The organism is Nocardia jinanensis (assembly GCF_014645735.1).
Taxonomy (GTDB): domain Bacteria; phylum Actinomycetota; class Actinomycetes; order Mycobacteriales; family Mycobacteriaceae; genus Nocardia; species Nocardia jinanensis.
This window is the reverse complement of sequence record NZ_BMMH01000035.1, coordinates 1-19,887: the sequence shown is the minus strand read 5'-3', so window position 1 is coordinate 19,887 and position 19,887 is coordinate 1. Positions and strand designations below refer to the sequence as shown.

Genomic DNA, 19,887 nt, shown 5'->3' with positions numbered 1-19,887 from the left:
ATATACATAAAACATAAACGAATATGGTAGAATCGAGAGGTGACGCAACCAGAGAACAACCCCGGCGAGACCGGCGTTGAGCAGCACGTTTGCAAGTTCCCAGTCGGCTACGACCCGGAGAACCCGGACGATCCCTTCGTGCCCGCCGGGCATGCGATGGAGGCTCCGGCCCGGCGGGGCCGTGGCCGCCCATCGGAGTACTGCGGTGAGGAAAGGGTCGATCCGGATGGGGTGCGCCGGCGCCACGACCGGGCCACCGCGTTCCAACGGCGCCGGGAACTCGAACTGGAGGCCGCCGGGCAGGCGCCCCGCAGGACCGGCCCACCACCGCGACCGGTGACGAGTTCGCGCGCCTCCCTGCGTGAACTGCTGGCCGAGATCGAGATGACCACGACCTCACACCGCGAGCAGATGGGTCAGCTGCTCGATCGGGTCACCGACGTCGTGGCGACCGCGGGGGATCCTGACGCCGCCGTCGCGGAGGTGGCCCGCATCCGCGCAGAAGCCCAGGCCGAGAGTGACGCCGCCGCAGCTCGCGCCGCCGACGCCGAACAGGACGCCATCATCGCCCGCCGGGAACGTGACCGCGCTCTGGAAGACAAGACGCTGGCCGAAGGCGCCGCCGAAGACGCACTCGCTGCCCGTGACGAGGCCATCGCCGACCGTGACGAGCAGGTAGCGGCCGCTCGCGCCGACGCCGAACAGGCCCGCCAGGACGCGGCCGAAGCCCGCGCAGACCGCGACACCGCGCTCGCCGCAGCTGAGCAGCGCATCGCCGACACCGAAACCGCAGCCCAGGAACGGATCCGGACGGTGACGGCCGAGGCCGAGGATCGCATCGAGCAGGCACGATCCGATGCTCAGGCTCGCGTCGACCGGGCCGTCGAGCAGCTGCAGCAGGCGACCGTCGACCGCAACGCGGCGATATCGGAGCGCGCCGGCGCCGAGCAGGCGGCCGCCGATGCCCGCGCCGAAACCGAGCGGATGCGCCGTGAACTGGTCGACACCCAGGCTGCACACCGCGAAGAACTCGCACAGGCCCGCCGAGATATCGCCGCGGTCCGTGCCGAGGCCCGCGAGGATCGCGAGCAGCAGCGCAGCGACCACGCCGCCGAGGTCGCCCGCATCCACGAATCCACCGCTGCCCAGGTCAACGCCCTGCGTCAGGCCCTGTCCACCGCCGAATCCGCCAACTCCCGACTCGAATCCGAGATCGCCCGAACGAAAGGTGCCCCCCAGTGACCACCACCGACCACCAGCCGCCGACGCGCACCCACCGCGCTCACGACCACCGGGCCGCGCTGATGTCGCTGAACACCAAACGCGACCAGGTCCGCTACGCCTGCTCCCAGCTGCCCTCGCCGACCGGCGGCGCGGTTCAGAACTGGCTGCGCCACTACGGCATCGACGCCGGACGCACCCTGGCCGCCACCGAGGCCACCGCCTGGCGCAAGCAGAACGGCATGGTGAACACCGGCGACCTGCAGGCGCTCACCGCCGAGGTCATCGCCGGACTCGACGCCGAACGCGCAGAGAAGACCACAGCAACCGATGGGCACACCCCCGAAGCGAACAGCGAACACGAGCCGGTGAACACCGAACAGCCGGAGAGAGCCGACCTGCCCGACCTCCCGGCAGCGGTCACCACCGCGGTGAACACCGAACACGACTACGGCAGCGAACAGCCCGAGCGAACAGCGAACAGCGAACAGGTGGGCCTGGAACCGGTGAACACCCCGACGGTGAACGAACACCCCACCGGCGAACAGGTCGCGGCGAACAGCGAACACACTGCCGTTCCCGTGAACACCGAACAGCGGACGAGCGGCGGTGAACAGGTGAGTCCTCCGGCCGCGCCACCGATGTTCGGCGCTCCGCAACTGGCCCCGGCCGAACACCGCACCGCGGAACCGGTGAACACCGCGCCGGATATCGAGATGCGGGCCGAAGGCGACGAGGACGAGCCTGCCCGCACCGATCCGGTTGTACCGGAGGCGGACGCGCCGGCGGAGGAGCGCAAGCCTGCCGCGCCGCTGGTGGTGTGGCCGGTGCTGCTGATGGCGATGGCTGCCTTCGTCGCGGTATGGAGCGGCTGGGTCGGCCTGGGCGAGATGACCGGATTCGGTGAGGTCCGGCCGCTGCCCGGCATCGCGGACAGCTTCGTCATCAACTCCGCGATCACCCTGCCCATCGGCGTGGAGGCCTACGCCGCGTACGCGATGTATGTCTGGCTGTCCGGGCGCTGCCGCAACGACTCCACCGTCTCGTTCGCGAAATGGTCATCCATCGGCGCGTTGCTGCTGGGCGCGGCCGGCCAAATCGCCTACCACCTGCTGGAACAGGCGCAAGCCGACGAGCGGTCCGCCGCCCAGGCGGTCGCTGCCGCTGCCGCGGCCGCGTCCGGCCAGATCGCCGAGCGCGTCGTTCTCGGCGCACCCTGGTGGATCACCACGTTCGTGAGCTGCCTGCCCGTCGTCGTGGTCGGCCTCGGTGCCGCTCTGGCCCACATGGTCCGCAGCGAACGCGAGAACGAGGGCGCATGACCTGTTCACCGAACACCCCGCCGGTGAACACCGAACACTCGGAACGAACAGGAGGCTTCTCCGATGACAGCGAACACCGAACACCGAACAGGCGCCAGCGGTGAACAGTCGCCGGTGAACAGCGAACAGCGCCCGTTCACCCAGGCGAGCGGAACCGAACACCGAACAGCCACCCTCACGCCCACCGAACACTCGGCGAGGGCTCACCGCTCACCCGGGCGAGCCGGTTCCCAGCAGCGAACACCGGTCCGTGTTCAGCGGCGCCGGGTACGCGGATGGCGGCGGCCGGCCACGGGCGTGATCGTCGATCGCACCTCCCGGTTCGGTAACCCGCATACGGTCGGCAACCAGCCTGGGAGCCCGACCGAACAGCACGCTGCGGCCGTTCGGCGCTACGTTCAATGGCTCGACGGCGAAGGACCGGACGTCATCGAACAGCGGAGTCGTCGATTCGACCGGCGTTGGGTCCTCGCGCACCTGCCAAACCTGCGCGGCCGCGACCTGTGCTGCCCGTGCGAGCCGGGATTGCCCTGCCACGCAGACGTGCTGTTGCACCGGGCGAACGCCTGACCACAACGCAATATCTCGACAGAGCGAAGGACCTGGCGGCCGTTAAACGCCAGGTCCTTCGCGTGTCCGAACCTACCCGGCCCGCTTCTCTTGGTTGACCTCGCCCAGTGCGAGTGTCGCGTGGATCTGGGCCTGGGTCTGTAATGCGGTGACCCGCTGCCACATCACCCTGTCGGCGGCCTCCCGTCCGCTGCTGTAGCTCAGCCACCCGCCGTCACCGGGTAGATCGGTCGTCGAATCGAGCGCGGCCTGCAGCTCCCGCCCCGCCCGTGCCGCGAGATCCGCGGCGAGTTCTGCGTGCATCCCCATGCCCGGAACCGTAGCGACAGCCGTCCGCCGGCGGAGCCGAATTTCCTTGATGTGGTCCCGATCCGAATGTCCTCACGCGCCGTACTGCTCCGGTACCCTGGTAGGTGAGAACGATCGCAGCGAGCTAGTGGTTATGGGCCACAAGTGGCCTCACCCCGGGGACGGGGTGGCGCTGCGCTGAGCCGGAGGAGGGTTGCGGTGGCAGGGGAGTCGCGAAGCCGGCGGGCGGCCGCGAAGCGGATTCGCCAGTCGAATGTCGATGGCGGTCGACCACATCGGATCAAGGTGTCGCTCACCGAAGCCGAGTACGCGGAGTTCACCGACGCGGCAGCCAAGGCGGGAGTGAGCGTGCCGCGACTGCTGGTGGAGTCGGCGAAGTCGGAGGGCCAGGTGGAGGCCGGCCGCGCGCACGCGGTGATGGGTCTGCTGGAGGTCGACGAGCAGGTCCGGCGCGAGCGAAACAACCTGAACCAGCTCACGCGGTATGCCCACCAGCACAAGGACGCCCCGGCGTTCCCGGAGGAGCTGGTCGCGCGTCTGCTGGACGCGCTGCACGCCAGCACCCGGGCCTCGCTCGGATTGGAGTCGGCGGCGCGGTGGGTGATGGGGTTGAACCCGGCGACGACGGCCACCTCGGTCGATGTCGATGAGGATCTCGCGTTGGGCAGTGAGTGGGCCGAGGCCGATCACGCGGGGCGGTGACCGGCGATGATGCCGAACATCAAAAAGGGCAGCTACATGTCCAACCTGCTGGTGTACCTGGCCGGGAAGGGCCGGGCGAACGAGCACCGCGATCAGCGGGTGATCGCCGGGGATGTGGTGGTGGAGGCGATCTACGGCGGCCGGCCGTTGTCGACGATGCAGGCGGCCGAGCTTGCGCGGCTGCTGGATTCCCCGCGGCAGCTGATCCTGCGCGGTGCGCCGGTTCCGGCGGTGGACCGGGCGAAGGCCCAGGTGCTGATGGATCGGGGGCTCCCGCGGGCGGAGGCGATCGCGGAGGCCACCAGCGATCAGAACACGTGGCACTGCTCGTTGAGTCTGGCGCCGGAGGAGGGCACGCTCAGTGACGAGACCTGGCGTGCGATCGCGCATGACTTCATGGCCGAGATGGGGTTCGCGCACCGCGATGACGGGGTGCCCGATAACCGGTGGTCGGCGATCCACCACGGCCTCAACGCCGGCGGTGGCGATCACATCCATATCGCGATGGCGGTGGTGCGCTCGGATGGGTCGTGCGCGAGCCTGTACCGCGACCATGTCCGGGCGCAGCGGGCGTGTAACCGGCTGGAGCACAAGTACGGGTTGCAGGTGCTGGCGTCGCGGGAGGAGGGCGGTACCGAGCGTGCCACCACCCCGGCCGAGCGGGCCCGCCAGGAACGCGTCGGTGCGCCGGAGACCGACCGTGAGGCGATGGAGCGGCGGGTGCGCGCGGTCGCGGCCGCCGCGGGCAGCGAAGCGGAGTGGCTGCGGGAACTGCGCGCGGTCGGGATCCTGCCGCGCCCCCGCTGGGAGAAAGGCGGGCAAGAGGTCATCGGTGGCTACAAGGTGGAGATGCGGCCGCAGCGCAACGCCGACGGGAAGCTGGAAAAGGCGTTGTCGTTCAGCGGCGGGTATCTGGCCAAGGACCTGACCTTGCCCGCGCTGCGGCACTGGGCCGGGTGGGATCAGTCGCCGCAGGCGCAGTCGGAAGCGCTGGCCGAGTGGCGCAAGGGCGTGGATCAGTTCGGGCGGCCGAAGATCGGTTCGGAGCTGGACGAGCGGCGGGTGATCGACGAGCTGGCGCGGTTCAGCGCCCATGCCCGCACCATCCCCGCCGCCGATCGTGACGAGTGGTGCCGTGCGGCGTCGCAGGCCTCGGGGATGTTCGCGGCGTTGTCGGTGAACACCGAACGCTCCCCGGGCCCGGTGCATCAGCTGGCCCGCCAGCTCGGACGCGCCGGTGACCAGCCGGCGTCTCAGCGGCGGCTGCGGATCCCGACCGGGCCGCAGCGCGAGCGGGAGCGGGGGTTGCGGCAGATATCGCGGTGGTTGTGGGCGACGCAGTCCCCGGTCACCGCGAACGCGGCACTGCTGTACGCGTTGACCGATTGCCTGCTCGCCGTGCAGGAAACACTGGCGGCGGGCGATAAGGAGCGGTTGGCGGCGGCGATGGCGTTCAAAGCGCGCCAGAGCCTGACCGAGATCCACATGCGCCGCGCCGGAATCGATCCGAAGCGGGAGTACGACCGCAGCGACGGCTCACCGGCGTGGGTTTCGGCCATGCGGGCCAACGCGATGGTCGACCGGGGCCCGGCCGGTGAGATCGAACCCGAACTCGCCCTGGCCAGTCAGGCATGGCAGGCCCGAAGGTCCGCGCTGGCGGGCCGGAGCGGCTACGACGCGGTCGACGAGTTCGGGCACATCACCCGCAAGGCCAGCGACCGGAAAACCGCGCCTCGGCCGACGAAGTCGAGCGTGGTCGGACAGCGGGCGGGCGGCGTGCGCGGGCGGCCGCGTCCCCGGCCGGAGCAGCAGAGCGACCGTGACTTCGATCGCTGACCCTGGGGTTCGGAGCCGAAGACGGGGCCAGACGATATTTCGGCTGGCCCCGTGGGGTTGCACCCGCGATCGGTGCCTATGCACACTGAGGGGAGCCCGCGCCGTTGCACCGGCAAGGGTTCCCCTCAGCTAGTGAGGTTCGAGCGTGATCGAGATGGACCCGCGGGTCCATTTGATCGTGATTCGTACGCCACGCTTCACGAGCGAAACCTCCTTTCTGAGGAGTGGGTTACAGGGGAGAGGGCGCTACCCGTCCGGAATCCGCCCTCCCCCTGATCATTCCGTCTCCCACCCTCGCCATCAAGAGTGCCCGAGGTGCTACTGGAGCGGGTGCTAGACACCATACTGGCACCCTGAAGCCACCTTACTGGCGCACTGGAAACCCATTTAACCAGTTTGTCGGAACCATATCAGCGGTCTAAAATCCGGGGTCTAACTGCATGAACGCGACGAGGCCTTGACTACTTGACTCCATGACCCCCGGAGTACCGCTGAGGCCGCTCAAACGGTCATGCCAAATTGCTATGGGAGGCGCGATGGGGCGAGTGACGGTAACGGCCAAGGAGCAACTGGCGGAGGCGGTTAAGCGATCGGGTCGCCGATCCACTGTGCAGCTACCTGAGGAGTTCGCCCGTATCCAGGACCCCGGTGACACGTCGACTCCCTTGTCCTCCCTGTTCCTTCAGGGGGAAGTCGCGTTGAAGATATATCTGACCTTGGTGATGCTGACCGCCGCCGAACCCCACAAACTCCGTCGCGTCGTGCCAGATCACTACTGGGCGGAACTTCTCGGATACGAGGAGCTGAACCCCGCCGATCCGATCGCCGGGGCGGGGACTCGGCGGGTCAGACGGGCGATGAAAGCGCTTGGAGCCGGTGGGCCCGAAGGAAAGGGCTGGGTCACCCGTACCCTCGACCGCGGTCGCGGGTACGCGATCACCGTTGTACATCCCGATGGCCCGAAACGAGCGCCGTACATCACCATCCCCCTCGAGTTCTGGTCCCGAGGCTGGATCAACGTTATTTCCGCTCGTGGCCTGTTCGTCTATCTCTGCCTTCGGCTCGTCCTCGCCGGCAAAAAGGACCATGAGGGGGCCCACGTGTCCACCACCGACCGAGCTCGCTTCCTCATCAAGGACGACACGTGGCAGCGGGGTGTGAGGGAACTCGAGGAACTCGGGCTTGCCAGGAGCGAGACCACCCGGGCTGCACCCGACAGGTGGTCGACCGACCTTCGCATCCGGAAGGTCTACTACCTCAACACCGAGTTCCTCAAGGAGAATGACAGCCGCCTTGAGCCCGTGGTGTTGTAGCGGTCGCGCCCGGAAGTCGGTGCCCAGGGCGATGATGGAGGTATGGACCGCCTGAACCCGCTGCGCTACGACCTGGGCTACCCGTGCCGTAATCCGCGGTGCTACGCGGCGGTGCACGTGTCGCCGAACTGCCCGGTGCCGCGCTACGACCGGCCACGGTCGGCGACGCCGAGTGAAGTGCGCGGCGCGCAGCGGCTGGTGCAGCTGCAGCGTGAGGGCAAGGCACCGGTCGTGAAACCTATCCCGATGTGGTGGGTGTGGCTGGTCCCGCCGGGGGTGGTGATTTTCGGGCTTCTTCTGCTGTTCGGCTGAGCGGGTAGTTTCGGAGAGGCGAAGGACCCGGCAGCTACCGACTGCCGGGTCCTTCGCTTCGTGGTGGGGTCTATGCGGGGGCGTAGCGCTCGATGTCGCGGCCGGTGATGGCTTCGACCAGGGCGCAACCGAGCACTTCGGCGCTCGGCGGGGTCACCGCGTTACCGAACCCGCGGGCTTGAGTGCGCTTGGCCATGCCCGGGGTGATCCGGTAGGTATCGGGAAAGGCCATCCCGCGGCGGATCTCCGAGGTTTCGAGCATGCGGAACGTGCACGCCTCGATGATCCGCTCCGGGTCCACACCGAGCAGTCCGTGACGATCCCGGGTGGTGACGGTGCCCATCGGCTCCGATACCGGCCGCGCCATACCGGTGCGGTGGTAGGGCACCAGCATCTGATCGCGCACGTCCTCGGATCCGGGCGGCTGCACCAGGCCGTGATGGAAGCCGTTCGCGGAGAACGTGGCCAGCGGGTCGCCGATCCCGTAGGAGGAGGCCTTGGAGCCGCCGCCGCGCAGGGTGGTGAGAAACGGTGGAATCACCATTGCCAGTTCACGCCGTGTGGTCTGGGTCGGCATCAGCGCGTGCACGGTGCGCGCGATCTGGGTCGAGCGCTTGCTGGTCTGCACGACCATCGGCGGCAGCACCAGCCCGTCGGATTCGCGGGTGGTGCGGGTGGGCATCGGCGCCGACAGCGGTGTCGGGTCGGTGCGCCAGGTTCCGCCGGCGGGCGCCAGGAACGGTTCGCGCGCATACCGTTGCAGGCCGAGCCGGATCCGCTCCATCGTCGCCGGTGCGAGCGGATCTTCGCGCTCGCCGATCCGTTCGCCGGGATCGATGCTCCAGTCGATCGCATCGGAGGCGGGCGCGGTGATCGGCTCCACGATCGCGAACCGGCAGGACTTGGACGGGCAGCGGTAGATGTACTGGCCGTGACGGTGCCCGTAGCGGCCCATGTCGATTCCGGGTTTCTTCCAGGTCTGGACCGCGTCCACGACGGTGTCGCACTGGGCGCACCAGGCCTTGGGGCGTAGCCATTTGTCCCAGTCCGGGCGGCGGCCGAGGGCTTTGAGCCAGTAGGCGACGTAGAGCCGGTCTCGTGATTGCGGGGCGGTCAGGGCGGTGCGGGGGACCACATGCGCGGAGTTCAGCGCGATGACCCGGGTTTCGTAGCCGATCTCCTCGATTTCGGATATCCAGCGGTTCCACTGGTCCCAGCGGCGGCACTGGATGACGTTTTCCATGATTCCGGCGAGCACCGGGGTGCCGCGGCCGGCCATCGATCGCAGGTAGCGCGGGATCTGCTCGATCAGTGCTCGGGACCGGTTCTCGTTGGGGTCCTCGGTGACGCAGCCGAGTTCGTCGTCGCTGAGGAGGCTGTACTGGTTGGACTTGTCGAAATAGCGTTTCTTGCCCTTGGCGTCGGTCCAGGCCGGGCACGCCGGCGAAGCCCAGAACAGTTCGCTGTAGGGCAGTTTCGCCAGGTCGATATCCTCCACATCTCCCGGCGGGAGGTGGTCGGCGGTGGGGAAGTTCAGCGAGTGGATATCGACGCATTCGGGGTTGTGGTTGGCCGCCAGCGCCAGTTCGATACCGGGGACTTCCTCCCAGCCGAGCGAGTCGCCACCGAATCCGGCGAAGTACACCGTCGATCGCAGGCTCATGACCGGACCTCGTCCCGGGCGCGGGCGATCCAGCGGTCCAGCACGGCGATCAGCCGGGCGGGCCGGGGGTCTTCCCACTCGCTGAGGTCGAGCCACGCGTGTGCCAGGGTGTCGGTCTCGCTGGGGCGCAGCGGGTGGGTCGGGACGAGTTCGGCGACGGAGGTGGTGGCCTCGGTGCGCATATACAGCCCGGTGCGGGCTTCGGTGACGCCGACGTAGTTGTAGTAGCCCTGCGCCGACAGGATCGGCCCGTACAGGCCGTCGTGTCGCTGCTCGTCGAGCGCGGCCAGCGCGGCGGCTTTGGTGGGGTCGATGCCGTAGGACAGCAGGTACTGGCGCAGACGCCGGGCGCCGAGCAGTCGGCCGTGCCAGGCCCGGGCGGCCCGCAGGTACCACTCGGTGACCGCCGGGGCGGGGCTGAGCAGCTGCTCGCGCAACCACAACAGGCGGCAGTGCGCGCGGGCGACCAGGATCTCGGGGGTATCGCCCCAGATCGGGGCCACAGTGATCGGCTCGCCGGCCAGGACCGCGCGCAGCGCCGACAGCTCGACGGTCAGCAGCTCGGGGCGGCAGGTCCGCGCCGAACGGTCCGCGACCGCGGCCATGCGGCGGGCCCGCCGGTGGTGCCCGAGGTTGCGGGCGTACACCGCTTCCAGGGCGAAGGTCACCGCGAGCGCGATATCGGCGTGCTCCTCGCGCACGATCCGATCGCAGAGGTTCGGCGCAATAGGCGCAGATACGTAATAGCGCGGCTCGGTGGGGGTGTAGTGGGGGGACGTGGTCGTCATCGAGACTCCAAACCAGAGGCGAATTAAGTTCGCGAACAAAGTTCGCGTACTCAATTCACGTTAGGTAGGGTCTTCGAGCATGTCAACAAAGTTCGCGAACAATATTGCTACGGTGGTGGCATGACCGACGCCGACGACCATCTCGCCGCGATCCGGACCGCCCGCGGCCACTACGTCGAGGCCCGGACCGCCCTGTTCGACGCAATCCGCGCAGCGCTCGCCGCCGATGTCGGCCCGTCGGCGATTGCGCGAGCTGCGGAGTTCAGCCGCGAGTACATCGCCAAGATCCGGGACGGCAAAGGCCCCAAAGGCGTGTGAAGTTGCAGCGCCGCGAGCCGGGCCCCAAACGACTGTGCCCCCGGAGGAATCCTCCGAGGGCACAGTTGCGTTCGTGGGCGGCTACAGGTCGAACCGTGCGCGGAGTCCGACGCGGACCTGCTCCATCACCTCTGGTGGTAGAACGCTGCTCTGTTCGGTCAGGCTCTCTTTGGGCAGGGTCGCCAGGTCGTAGAGCGCGACCACCTCGTCAGCGCCGAGGGCGACGGTGAGCAACTGGTGGCGGGAGGGGACCTCGCGGGCGGGGCGGACCGGTGCGACGACGAGCATAGGGCGTTGGCGGATGACCACATCGGAGTCCAGGAGCACGACGGTGGTGGTGCGTCCGGACAGGCGGCTGGTCGCGGTCCAGACCTGGCCTTGCTGCGGTTCAGGCACCGGCGGCCTCGGCGTCGAGTGCGCGTTCGAGGATGGTGGGCGCGCTCACCGCGCCTCGAACAGGGACTCGGCGGACTGTTCGGCCTCGGCGTGCCAGTCGGCCTCGGCGTCGGGCAGGGCCCGCAGTTCGTCTTCGACCATGCGGGCGCGGATCGCGCGGGCGATGTATTCCGATGGCCGACCGTCGCTGGCGGTGCGGAGCCGGTCCGCGAGGTCGTCATCCAGAGAGATATTCATGCGCACACTCATACACCCAACTTTACAGCGGACACGGTGCATAGCCAGCTGTATCAGCGTGCGGGGTTCTCGTTCGGAGTCAGCGCGTGAGCGGGGCACCACTGCCTAGTTTCGACGTATCCGCTGCGATTGCCGGTGGGGATCGCGAGGTGGACGAGCCCGATCCAGCCGCCGGTGATCGTGCGTGCCCAGGCGTGCAGCAGCCCGGGCACGGTGGCGGTGGTGTCCAGGCCGGCGGTCTTGGTGCGCATCGAGACCTCATCGCGGCGGTATCCGGGGGCGGGTGCGAGGACGGCGGTCAGGTCCACCAGGACCGGGGCCGGTGGATCCAGGACACGCCGCAGCGGGGCCGAGAACTCGTCGCTCCAAGATTCGAACACATGTGCGAGTATGCTCCTGTGTGTGATCGAAGTCGGCGACCAGGTAAGGATCGGCCAGTCCGGTGTGTCGATCTTCGTCGTGAACGAGATCGACACCGTCGAGGGCCGGGCCGTGATCGAGTCGGTAGAAGAATCCGCCCCTGGTAGATACCCCTTCACCATGCCGCTGACAGCCTTGTCGAAGGTGGAACCCGGCGACTGACACCACCCCGTCCCGGCTCGAGACGGACGGTGGTTGTCGGGGTGGCATGCGATCCTCACGGCAGAGCTGACCTGGCCGGAGGAGAAAGATGGCCGATACCGATGAACGGCCCACCGTGAAACTGGTGGTCCACTGCCGCCGCTGCCACGGATGGCTCCTGTCACCCCGTTCGATTGCCGAGGGCATCGGGCCTACCTGCGCGATCCGTGAGCGGGCGGAACAGCGTGCGGCGGCCGCAGGCGAGTGGGCGTTGTTCGATATCGCAGCGTAGCTCGGGGCTACGCGAGCGGGCCGGCGGGTCTACATGCCGAGCCCGCCGCCGCGGCTGGGCCCGCGCGACATTCCGGGTTGGTGGAAGTCGCGGTAGTGGCTTCGTTCGCGGCGTTTGACCTGGGCGGGGGTTTCGGGCGGCCGGAAGTCGTAGCCCCACTGCTTGTCTTGGCGGTCGGTGGGGTCGGTGATCTGTTGGCGGGCCTGTTGTTCGGCGGTGCGCATGGGGCCGGGTAGGTCGGTGCGGCGTTGCTGTTCGGTTTCGAGGGTGTCGAGTTGTTCGCTGATGTGGGTGTTGCGCTGGTCGAGGCGTGCGATTTCTTTCTCGTGGTAGGCGATGGTGTCCTGCACGGCTTCGAGGTCGTCGGTGTAGTTCTCGATAGCGGTCTCGGCCTGGGCCAGGTCGTGGGTCCATCCGCTCGGGTAGCCGCCAGCCTTCTGTGCGGCCGCATCGACGCGGGCGGTGGCCGCGGCGAGTTCGGTTTTGGCCTGGTCCCGCTCGGTCTCGGCGGTGCGTAGCTTCGCGGCGAGCTGTTCGCGTTCGATCCAGTGCCAGCGGCTGGTGGTGTTGTGGGTGCGTTCGGCGTCGAGGTAGACCCGTTGCGCGGTCCAGTAGTCGCGTTCTGCCTTGGCACGGGCGTTCTCGGCGCGGATGGCTTCCCGGAGCGGTTCGAACACTGTCTTGCTGTGGTTGTAGCGGTCGGTGAGCTTCTGCATCCGTTCCTGGGCGTCGAGCAGTTGGCTGCGGGCGCCGATGTTGACTTCGGCCGGGTCGTTGAGCTGGCTGCGGCGCCAGGCGGCGGCCTGCTGCAGCTGCCGGTCGTCGAGGCGGCGGACCGGGTCCTCGCGCAGGAAATCGCGGATCCGTTCGGGGTCACCGGCTTCGCCGAGGGGTTCGGTGAGCCGCCAGTGCAGCGCGGCCGCGGGCTGCTCATACGGCAACGGCCGCTCGGCGGCAGCTTCCCGGGCCGCGGTGTCTACGTCGTGGCCGGCGGCTTCGGCGTGGGAGAGCTGTTCGGCCAGGTCCGGGAAGTACGGGTCACCGGTGATCCGCTCGTCGACACCGCGGGCCAGCGTCGACCACCGGCGGGTGTGCGCATCGAGTGCGCCGATCCGCTCGGCGACCGCGCGGTCCAGGCGGTCCTGGGCGGTGCGTTCGTCGACCGGGTAGCAGCGCGGGCCGGTGGGGCGCCGGTCGGGATCCGGAATCGCGTGGGCGGCGCGCCATACCGCCAGTTCGCCGGTGAGCTCGGGGTCGATCCCGTGCAGGCGGGTGGCCCACACCGGGGCGGTCTCCCGCGTCCACGCCTCGACCTCGTGGGTGATCCGGGCGGCCATATCCCGGATCTGGGTTTCCCGACCCCGTAGATGTTCCCCGTAGGTCGGGTCGTCGCGGAGCCGGTCCGGGACGGCGGGCAGCCAGGCCAGGGGTCCGGCGCCGGTGCGGTAGCCGATGCGCCAGTCCAGCACGGCCGCTTTGTCGTCGGCGGTGCCGAGTTCGCGGGCGCGCACCGCCTGGTCGAGCGCGGCAACCGGGTCCGCGCCTTCGAGTGCGATCAGGTTCAGGGTTTGGCGCAGGACCGGCCAGGCTTCCTCGTCGGTGATCCCGGGTACGAGCCGTTCGGCGGCCTCGGTGATCTCGGCGCGGTGGGTCTCGCCGAGGATCGCTTCGGCGGTGACGCCGAGTGCGTCGAGGTAGGCGTCGACCTCATGAGCGAGTTGGCGGTGCGGGTCGTTGGCTTCGCGTTCGGTGGTGGTCGCCGAGGTCTGGGTGCCCTCGCGGGCGAGGATCTCGGTCAGCATGTCCAGCGCGGTCGGCGGGTGCAGGTTGCGCCAGGTGTGGGTGTTGCCCAGGTCGTCGCCGGTGTCGGCGGTCGCCAGGTACAGGTGCGAGCCTGCCCGGGCACGGGTCGCGAGGACGTAGAGCTGGGCGCGGGACTCCTGCCCGGTGAGCACGCCGTGGCAGGTGTCGACGGTGAGGCCCTGGGCGGTGTCGATCGTGGTCGCGTAGCCGAGATCGACATGCTCGGCGACGTAATCGGCGGGCAGCGTGACGAGCTTCCCGGATCCCAGGTGCGCGGCGGTGATCCGGCCGTCGTCGTGCACAGTGCGGACCTGCCAGCGGTAACCGTTCCTCACATGGTCGGTCCGCGAGAACCACAGCCCGTAGTGGTTGCGCCGGGTGGTGATGATGTCGCCGGCCGACGCTGCCAGTCCGTCGCCGAGCTGGACTTCGGGCCCGGCCGGTTCGCCGGTGCGGGTGAGGCGTTCGGTCCGGGCGAGGGCGTTGAGCTGGGAGACCAGATCCCGGGTCGGGGCGAGCAGGATGCTGTCGCGGCCTTGGACGGTATCGGCGCGCCAGCCCCGCCACGCCGAGGTCACCGCATCACCGAGGGCACCGACGTGGATCCGGTTGTGGTCGGCGTAGTAGGCGATGGCAGCCGGATCGCCTTCGCGCAGTGCGAGGCTGGCGGCCTGCTCACCCGGGTCGGCGAACCGGACCACGCGGGTGAGGGTGGACGCTCCGGCGTGGTGGACGATATCGCGGATCACTCCACCGGCGGCCACCGATGCCAGCTGCCGGTCATCGCCCACCGCGCGGATACTGGCGCCGCGTTCCAGCAGCCAGGAAACCGCCGAGTCCAGGGCGAGGGTGGGGGTTTTCGCGGCCTCGTCGAGCACCACCAGCGTGTCCGGGCCGATCACGCGCACCCACTCGGGTAGGTCGGATTCGGGCCGGTCGGTGCGGGTGAGGGTGAGCAGCATATCGACGGTGGCGCAGTGATGGCCGAGTTCGTTTTGCAGGTTCGCGGCCGCGGAGCCGGTGGGGGCCAGGCCGACCACGGTGGCGCCGTCGCCGGTCCAGGCGCGGGCCAGGGTGGCGACTGCGGTGGTTTTGCCGGTGCCGGCGGGCGCGATCGCGACCTGCAGCCGGGCTCCGGATCCGGCGAGTTCGCGCACCATCGCCTGCTGTTCGGGGTTGAGTTCGGCGCCGTCGTGGTTGGCGGCGAACTCCACCAGGGCGGTATCCACCGCGCTGGCGGGGAGGGTGCGGCCGCCTGTTTGCAGGCTCGCCGCGATCAGCCGCTGTTCGGCGGCGACGATTTCGGGGCTGGTGTAGAGCTGGGCCTTGGTCGTGGCGTACACGCTGGTGCCGTCGCTGCGGGCCAGCACCCCCGGCGCGGTCCCGGGGTCGTGGGTGCCGCGCGGGATCGACAGTGGTGGTGCGAGCGCGGCAGCCAGGACCGCATCGGTGGTGGTGGCCCAGTCGTGCGGATCGACGCGGCCGCGGAGTTGGCGTTCGGTTTCCGCACGGATGTGGTTGATTCCCCAGGTCGCCCGGGTTTCGGCGACTACCGCCACCACCTGGGTAGCGACAGTGCCCGGGTCCACTGGATCCCGGGGAGGGGCCGGGCGGTGCAAGGCCTCGGCCAGCAGCTGCGAGATCGTGGCGGGCCCGCCGAGGATCTGTTCGGCGTCGCGGCGCCACTCTTGTCGTTCCTCGGCGCGGGTCCGGGCGTCGGGTTTGTGACCTCGGGTTTTCAAGGTGGCTTCTTGGGCCAGGTCGTACAGGATCTCCGGTGTCGGTTCGCGGCCGTGATCGGCGAGGAACTGCGCGGTGCGCCGGGTGAGTTCGGCGTCGATGGCCGCCGAACGTTTCGACCATGCCTCGGTCAGTCGCAGATCCACGCCCTCGACCTCGCGGACCGCCCGCTTACCGCGGCGCGCTGTCCGTTCGGTGAACCGCATCCCGAGCCGGAGTTCGAGGTGATGCTCCAGCCGCGAGTTGTACAGCTCGGAGGCGGTGACCTTCCACTTGTACATGGCCCGTCCGTCGATGCAGCCCCACTGCCCGTCACCGCGTTTGACCAGGTTGGACACGACAACGTGGGTATGCAGTAGCGGGTCACCGGCGCGGGACGAACGGTGATCGAACGCCGTGGCCATCAGGCCGGCGACCTCGACCTGGCGCACGCTGTGGCGGCCCACCCTCGTGCGCAGGACATCGCGCTCGATGAACGCGAGCGTGTCGGCGATCGCGGCATGGTGGGCGGCCTCGATCTCGGCCGCGTCCTGCTGAGACGCCAGGGCCCACACCGCCGAAATGCTCTTGACCGGGGTAAACGTCAAGTCGAACCCGGCCACGGTCTTACGTGCGGGCTGCGATGCCCGTGCCACCCAGCCCGACAGTTCCCGCTCGTTCAGCGGCGCCCGCCCGGTTTCCTCGCCGAACATGCCCACCGCGACCTCGGTGGCGATCCGGTCGCGCTCTCCGGCCGGGATCGGGGCGTAGTCGACGCGGCCGCGTTCGGTGTTGTAGGCGGCGTAGGCGCGAGTGCATTCCGCGCGGTAGGAGTAGTCGGCCTCGCTGTGAACGCTGAACCGCGGGCCCAGCCGGGCCTTCCGGATCGCCGAACTCTTCGCCACCTGATACGAGCTGCCGTCGGCCATCAGCGCGTCGATCTCGGCGGCGATCATCGCCTCGGCATTCGGATGGAACCCGTGACCGAACACCGCGCGCATCTGGGCTTCGGTCACCGGCTCGCCCTCGGCGATACCGACCTCATCCAACCCGGATCCGAGCCAGCGGCCGGGAGCCTCACCGCGCTCGCTGTAGTAGCCCGACAGGTTCTGTGTGGGGCCTCGGTCGTCGATGTCGTTGGTCGCGATGTTGCGCAGGTAATAGCGGAAACCGTCTCCGGTACCGAGTTTCGCCAGCGACATCACAATTTCGACGCTACGCCCGAAATCGGGCAATTCGCCGTGATCTTCTCGTGACCTGGGAGCACCAGGTGTGAAAGAAATTTGTGAGGAGAGGGTGAGAGTGGTGGTGGGAGAGGGAAAGTGAGTGGGCGGTGGTGTGGTGAGGAGGTGGTGAGAAATAGGGGGTTGTGGTGGTGGAGGGGTGTGAGGAATGGGAGAGCGAGAGGTAAATGAAGTGGTTTCACACCCGCCCGCGATTCCGGCCGGCCGCGTGGTGTCGGTGGCAAGCGGGCGGAGCCCGTGCGGCAGCACATTCGGACCGGACCCCGCCCAGAACTCCGCGAGCCGGTCTCAGTTTCCATATGGATACTTCGATTCAGGTGGGGTGGGTGTCGGCGATTCCCATGTCGGCGCGGGCGCGGTGGACCTGGGTGTGGTGGTAGCCCCCGTAGGCGACAGCGTCGGCGATCACCGCGGTGGGGGAGCGGCGCGCCCAGCGGTCGATCGCGAGTCGGGCGACGGTTCCGGCGGGCAGCTTGTAGGCCTTGGACGGCAGACCCGGTTCGGTGAGCACTCCTTCGCGCGCCGCGTCGAGCAGGTCGCGGTGGTGCTCCTGGGCGTCGGCGAGCATCGCGTCGAGCCGGGCGGCGTATCCGGCGGGCAGGTAGAAGGAGACCACCGACACCGCCGGGGCCCCGCGGCCGCGGGTCGCGGTCATGGCCTTGCGGATCCGGTCGCCGTAGCGGATCAGTTCGAGATGCGTGGGTTCGGCGCGGTCGAGCAGATCGGTGACTGCGGCCGCGAGGCAATCCGAACTCGACGCCGGCGGGCGGTGATCGCGAGTGGGCCAGCGCGGATCCATCACGGTGAGCTGGCGGCGCCAGCGGCTGAGCACCCGCGCCTGCGCGGCGGTGAGCCTGCCGGTCGAGTAGTGCCGCGCGGGGTTCGGCGGCTGCTCGGATTCGTCGTCCGGATCGGGTTCCACGGGCTCGTCCGGCGCCGCTCCGGCGTTAGTTTCCATATGGATACTTTACCTTGTTTCTGCTGGTAGACAATAGTTTTCGTGTCGTAGTTCTGTGGTTTACTGTGCTCGTGAGCGACCCAGAATCCGCACCAGTGAGGGGATATCCGCGATGACCACATCGACAGCCGATCAGCCACCAACGGCCGGGGCCGTAGCACCGGTGAAGAAGGAGCATCCGGTCGGCGCGGTCCGCTGCGCGGCGCGGTTGGCCGAGCGGACCGGGCTGGCGGTGGAGGCCGCCGATATCGACGCGCTGCTACGCGCCGGTGCGCTGCAGGTGGCGGATGTCTACACCAAGCGCGGGCGCCGCTACGACCTGTTCCGGCCCGAACACATCGATGCCCTCACCTCGGAACAGGTCACCCCGGTCATCGACGAGCGGCTGGCCTGGGTGGCGGCCTCGCTGGCGCCGGAGGACGCGGCGGCCGCGGTCGGTATCGGAGTGCGGGAACTGGCGACCGTGGCCCACGATCGGCAGATCGAGCGCGGCCGGTTCGGCCGGTACGCCCGCGCCGATATCGAGGCCCTGGCGGCCGAGGAGGACCTGGCCGAGCAGGTGCGCCTGGACCGGCTGGTCACCGCCGACCAGGCCGCGACCGAACTGCTCGACTGCGCCCGCCGGCACTTCGATATCGCTGTCGAGGCGGGCTGGGTGGCGCCGAAACTGCACCACCACAAGGAGGTCGGCCGGTATCGCACCGTCGCGGTGCCGCTGTACCGGACCGGGGACGTCGAGGCCCTGCGGGAACTGCCCGATATCGACTGGGAGCAGGTGCGGGCCTGCCCCAAGGGCGAGAAATCGCCGCTGCTCGAGATCGTCGGCGGCCGCAAGGCGTCCCGGGCGCAGGTGATCCGCGCCTTCCTCCAGGGGTTCGGTGCCGATCACCACATCGAGATGTGGGGATGGTGGGTCCAGGGTCCGGACGTGTGGGAGATCGACTGGGAACGCATTCCCGGCGGACCGACCAAGGCCGATGTCGAGGCCGCGATCGAGGCCAACCCCGTACTGCGCCAGCACCGCGACGTGATCCAGCTGCACTCCGATGTCGGTGCCGCGATCCGGTTCGCCCGGGCCATGCTCGCCCCCGGCGCCGCGGTCATCCTCGATACCGAGACCACCGACCTCTACGGCGCGGTCTGCGAAATCGCCGTCATCGACGCCTGCACCGGCAAAACCCTGCTCGACACCCTGGTCAACCCCGGCCGCCCGATCGAACCCGGCGCCGCAGCGATCCACGGACTGACCGACGAACAGGTCACCGCCCCCGGCGTTCCCACGTGGCCGGCGGTGTACAAGCGGCTGCTCCGGATCACCAAGGGCCGCACCATCCTGGCCTACAACGCCAACTACGACCGCCACGTCATCGCCGCCGACTGCGCCCACCACGGCATCACCCGCACCCGACTGACCCGCTCGGCGCACTGGGCCGACGTGATGATCCCCCGCACCGAACACGCCCGCAGCTACCGGTGGCTACCCAACGGCGGCGGCCACCGCGCCCTCGGTGACACCCTCACCACCCGCGAACACCTGCAGAGGATGACCGCACCCTGAATCCATCCGCACTGGCTGGGAGGGTGCGTTCCGCTGCGCCTGACCGCCCTTGAAACGTGATACGGATCATGTGCGACAGCTCACGGCCAATGCTCAAAAGCTATGAATTTCGGGGTTTTGGGCAATTTTGTCGCAAGGACCACAGAGCCCTCGAATGGGCATCGTCGGGCCCGGTCAACGGGTAAAGCCGTCGTAGACGAGGCGGCCGGGGTATTGGTGTGACCGATCTGGTTGTGTAGCAGGCACTGTGATTTCTCGCTCACAATTTGCCAACCAGTAGCCCTATTGGTGTATGTACCGGGGTGGTCGGGCTTTACGGATTGCCATACCGCTGTCGTAAGCTTCTGTGCGTTCGGTTCGAGCGAGCATCCAACGCCCGGACGCACTTTCGGTTAGGAGCTCTGGACTCCCGCGGGGTCGAGAAGATCCCCCGCCCGCCTGCTGCGGGCGGTGTCCAAACCGAAAGGAGTCCAATGGCCGGAGAACCCCTCGTACCGGATAGTCCCAAAGCCCCATCCCGCTGGGTGAGGTGGTGGGCCGCAGTTGTCGACGGGTGTTCCGTCGGATCGTTCGTTCTGGAGCTCTTCGGGCTCTGGTATGCCGTGAACACGGATGCCAGCCAGGCAACGATCCTGCTGATCATCGCCCGACTGGCATCTGTGCTGCTGACTCGCGGATACGGTAGCTAGCCTTCAATTCCGCGTGTCTTCAGGGAGTCCGGTGGGCGGGGGTCGCTACCCCGGTCACCGGCTCCACCTGGTTTTT

Annotated in this window: 19 protein-coding genes; 11 read left to right on the top strand and 8 right to left on the bottom strand. The window is 68.7% G+C overall.

Annotated elements, in window-relative coordinates; genetic code table 11:
* The first annotated feature begins 39 nt into the window (after positions 1-39).
* From IEY68_RS33660 to IEY68_RS33650, 3 genes are all read left to right on the top strand, one after another.
* Complete coding sequence (locus IEY68_RS33660) at positions 40-1,242, top strand: coiled-coil domain-containing protein (protein WP_189094650.1); 1,203 nt, start codon at positions 40-42, stop codon at positions 1,240-1,242.
* Positions 1,239-2,543 carry a hypothetical protein gene (locus IEY68_RS36620; protein ID WP_063000625.1) on the top strand — a complete coding sequence of 435 codons (1,305 nt, stop codon included), beginning with the start codon at positions 1,239-1,241 and terminating at the stop codon, positions 2,541-2,543. The genes IEY68_RS33660 and IEY68_RS36620 overlap by 4 nt, the downstream gene beginning before the upstream one ends.
* Before the next feature lie 63 nt (positions 2,544-2,606).
* Positions 2,607-3,113, top strand: a complete 507-nt coding sequence (locus IEY68_RS33650) for a DUF4326 domain-containing protein (RefSeq protein WP_063000623.1) — start codon at positions 2,607-2,609, stop codon at positions 3,111-3,113.
* A gap of 72 nt (positions 3,114-3,185) precedes the next feature.
* Here the strand turns inward: IEY68_RS33650 and IEY68_RS33645 are convergent, their stop codons facing one another.
* Positions 3,186-3,422 (bottom strand): hypothetical protein, encoded by a 237-nt coding sequence (locus tag IEY68_RS33645; protein ID WP_063000621.1) that lies wholly within the window; start codon positions 3,420-3,422, stop codon positions 3,186-3,188.
* Between the two features lie 285 nt (positions 3,423-3,707).
* On the opposite strand from IEY68_RS33645, the gene mobC reads away from it, so the two are divergent.
* From mobC to IEY68_RS33625, 4 genes are all read left to right on the top strand, one after another.
* Positions 3,708-4,124, top strand: coding sequence for a plasmid mobilization relaxosome protein MobC (mobC, locus tag IEY68_RS33640; RefSeq protein WP_063000619.1), 417 nt, complete (start codon positions 3,708-3,710; stop codon positions 4,122-4,124).
* A gap of 6 nt (positions 4,125-4,130) precedes the next feature.
* Positions 4,131-5,960, top strand: coding sequence for a relaxase/mobilization nuclease domain-containing protein (locus IEY68_RS33635; RefSeq protein ID WP_063000617.1), 1,830 nt, complete (start codon positions 4,131-4,133; stop codon positions 5,958-5,960).
* 536 nt (positions 5,961-6,496) lie between these two features.
* Positions 6,497-7,273, top strand: a complete 777-nt coding sequence (locus tag IEY68_RS33630; RefSeq protein ID WP_063000674.1) for a hypothetical protein — start codon at positions 6,497-6,499, stop codon at positions 7,271-7,273.
* A 42-nt stretch (positions 7,274-7,315) separates the two neighbouring features.
* Positions 7,316-7,585 carry a hypothetical protein gene (locus tag IEY68_RS33625; RefSeq protein WP_063000615.1) on the top strand — a complete coding sequence of 90 codons (270 nt, stop codon included), beginning with the start codon at positions 7,316-7,318 and terminating at the stop codon, positions 7,583-7,585.
* Between the two features lie 70 nt (positions 7,586-7,655).
* Here the strand turns inward: IEY68_RS33625 and IEY68_RS33620 are convergent, their stop codons facing one another.
* Both IEY68_RS33620 and IEY68_RS33615 read right to left on the bottom strand, forming a co-directional pair.
* On the bottom strand, positions 7,656-9,248 hold the full coding sequence (locus tag IEY68_RS33620) for a DNA cytosine methyltransferase (protein WP_063000613.1): 1,593 nt from the start codon (positions 9,246-9,248) through the stop codon (positions 7,656-7,658).
* Complete coding sequence (locus IEY68_RS33615; RefSeq protein ID WP_189094649.1) at positions 9,245-10,036, bottom strand: hypothetical protein; 792 nt, start codon at positions 10,034-10,036, stop codon at positions 9,245-9,247. The genes IEY68_RS33620 and IEY68_RS33615 overlap by 4 nt, the downstream gene beginning before the upstream one ends.
* Before the next feature lie 120 nt (positions 10,037-10,156).
* On the opposite strand from IEY68_RS33615, the gene IEY68_RS33610 reads away from it, so the two are divergent.
* The gene (locus tag IEY68_RS33610) at positions 10,157-10,354 is read left to right on the top strand and encodes a hypothetical protein (RefSeq protein ID WP_063000609.1); all 198 of its coding nucleotides are present in this window, start codon (positions 10,157-10,159) and stop codon (positions 10,352-10,354) included.
* 81 nt (positions 10,355-10,435) lie between these two features.
* Here the strand turns inward: IEY68_RS33610 and IEY68_RS33605 are convergent, their stop codons facing one another.
* Genes IEY68_RS33605 through IEY68_RS33595 form a run of 3 tightly spaced genes read right to left on the bottom strand, consistent with a single transcriptional unit; the run spans position 10,436 to position 11,367 of the window.
* Positions 10,436-10,750 carry a hypothetical protein gene (locus IEY68_RS33605; RefSeq protein WP_063000607.1) on the bottom strand — a complete coding sequence of 105 codons (315 nt, stop codon included), beginning with the start codon at positions 10,748-10,750 and terminating at the stop codon, positions 10,436-10,438.
* A gap of 45 nt (positions 10,751-10,795) precedes the next feature.
* On the bottom strand, positions 10,796-10,999 hold the full coding sequence (locus IEY68_RS33600; protein WP_189094648.1) for a hypothetical protein: 204 nt from the start codon (positions 10,997-10,999) through the stop codon (positions 10,796-10,798).
* Positions 11,000-11,040: 41 nt separating this feature from the next.
* Complete coding sequence (locus IEY68_RS33595) at positions 11,041-11,367, bottom strand: hypothetical protein (RefSeq protein ID WP_063000603.1); 327 nt, start codon at positions 11,365-11,367, stop codon at positions 11,041-11,043.
* A 22-nt stretch (positions 11,368-11,389) separates the two neighbouring features.
* Between IEY68_RS33595 and IEY68_RS33590 the strand changes: the two genes are divergently transcribed.
* On the top strand, positions 11,390-11,569 hold the full coding sequence (locus IEY68_RS33590; protein ID WP_189094663.1) for a hypothetical protein: 180 nt from the start codon (positions 11,390-11,392) through the stop codon (positions 11,567-11,569).
* An 88-nt stretch (positions 11,570-11,657) separates the two neighbouring features.
* On the top strand, positions 11,658-11,840 hold the full coding sequence (locus IEY68_RS33585) for a DUF6011 domain-containing protein (protein WP_063000599.1): 183 nt from the start codon (positions 11,658-11,660) through the stop codon (positions 11,838-11,840).
* A gap of 29 nt (positions 11,841-11,869) precedes the next feature.
* Here IEY68_RS33585 and mobF read toward each other — a convergent pair whose 3' ends face one another.
* Together mobF and IEY68_RS33575 are read right to left on the bottom strand one after the other, a co-directional pair.
* On the bottom strand, positions 11,870-16,564 hold the full coding sequence (mobF, locus tag IEY68_RS33580; protein ID WP_063000597.1) for a MobF family relaxase: 4,695 nt from the start codon (positions 16,562-16,564) through the stop codon (positions 11,870-11,872).
* Between the two features lie 355 nt (positions 16,565-16,919).
* The gene (locus tag IEY68_RS33575) at positions 16,920-17,564 is read right to left on the bottom strand and encodes a hypothetical protein (protein WP_189094646.1); all 645 of its coding nucleotides are present in this window, start codon (positions 17,562-17,564) and stop codon (positions 16,920-16,922) included.
* A gap of 112 nt (positions 17,565-17,676) precedes the next feature.
* Here IEY68_RS33575 and IEY68_RS33570 point away from each other — a divergent pair, with 112 nt between their 5' ends.
* Positions 17,677-19,122, top strand: a complete 1,446-nt coding sequence (locus IEY68_RS33570) for a 3'-5' exonuclease (protein WP_189094645.1) — start codon at positions 17,677-17,679, stop codon at positions 19,120-19,122.
* Positions 19,123-19,887: the final 765 nt, after the last annotated feature.

What these genes read in the sequence shown, in the direction of transcription:
- IEY68_RS33570 (WP_189094645.1), top strand. Translation starts at nt 17,677, where the DNA reads ATGACCACATCGACAGCCGATCAGCCACCAACGGCCGGGGCCGTAGCA.
- mobF (WP_063000597.1), bottom strand. Translation starts at nt 16,564, where the DNA reads ATGTCGCTGGCGAAACTCGGTACCGGAGACGGTTTCCGCTATTACCTG.
- IEY68_RS33645 (WP_063000621.1), bottom strand. Translation starts at nt 3,422, where the DNA reads ATGGGGATGCACGCAGAACTCGCCGCGGATCTCGCGGCACGGGCGGGG.
- IEY68_RS33625 (WP_063000615.1), top strand. Translation starts at nt 7,316, where the DNA reads ATGGACCGCCTGAACCCGCTGCGCTACGACCTGGGCTACCCGTGCCGT.
- IEY68_RS33585 (WP_063000599.1), top strand. Translation starts at nt 11,658, where the DNA reads ATGGCCGATACCGATGAACGGCCCACCGTGAAACTGGTGGTCCACTGC.
- IEY68_RS33630 (WP_063000674.1), top strand. Translation starts at nt 6,497, where the DNA reads ATGGGGCGAGTGACGGTAACGGCCAAGGAGCAACTGGCGGAGGCGGTT.
- IEY68_RS33610 (WP_063000609.1), top strand. Translation starts at nt 10,157, where the DNA reads ATGACCGACGCCGACGACCATCTCGCCGCGATCCGGACCGCCCGCGGC.
- IEY68_RS33600 (WP_189094648.1), bottom strand. Translation starts at nt 10,999, where the DNA reads ATGAGTGTGCGCATGAATATCTCTCTGGATGACGACCTCGCGGACCGG.
- IEY68_RS33615 (WP_189094649.1), bottom strand. Translation starts at nt 10,036, where the DNA reads ATGACGACCACGTCCCCCCACTACACCCCCACCGAGCCGCGCTATTAC.
- IEY68_RS33635 (WP_063000617.1), top strand. Translation starts at nt 4,131, where the DNA reads ATGATGCCGAACATCAAAAAGGGCAGCTACATGTCCAACCTGCTGGTG.
- IEY68_RS33575 (WP_189094646.1), bottom strand. Translation starts at nt 17,564, where the DNA reads ATGGAAACTAACGCCGGAGCGGCGCCGGACGAGCCCGTGGAACCCGAT.
- IEY68_RS33650 (WP_063000623.1), top strand. Translation starts at nt 2,607, where the DNA reads ATGACAGCGAACACCGAACACCGAACAGGCGCCAGCGGTGAACAGTCG.
- IEY68_RS33620 (WP_063000613.1), bottom strand. Translation starts at nt 9,248, where the DNA reads ATGAGCCTGCGATCGACGGTGTACTTCGCCGGATTCGGTGGCGACTCG.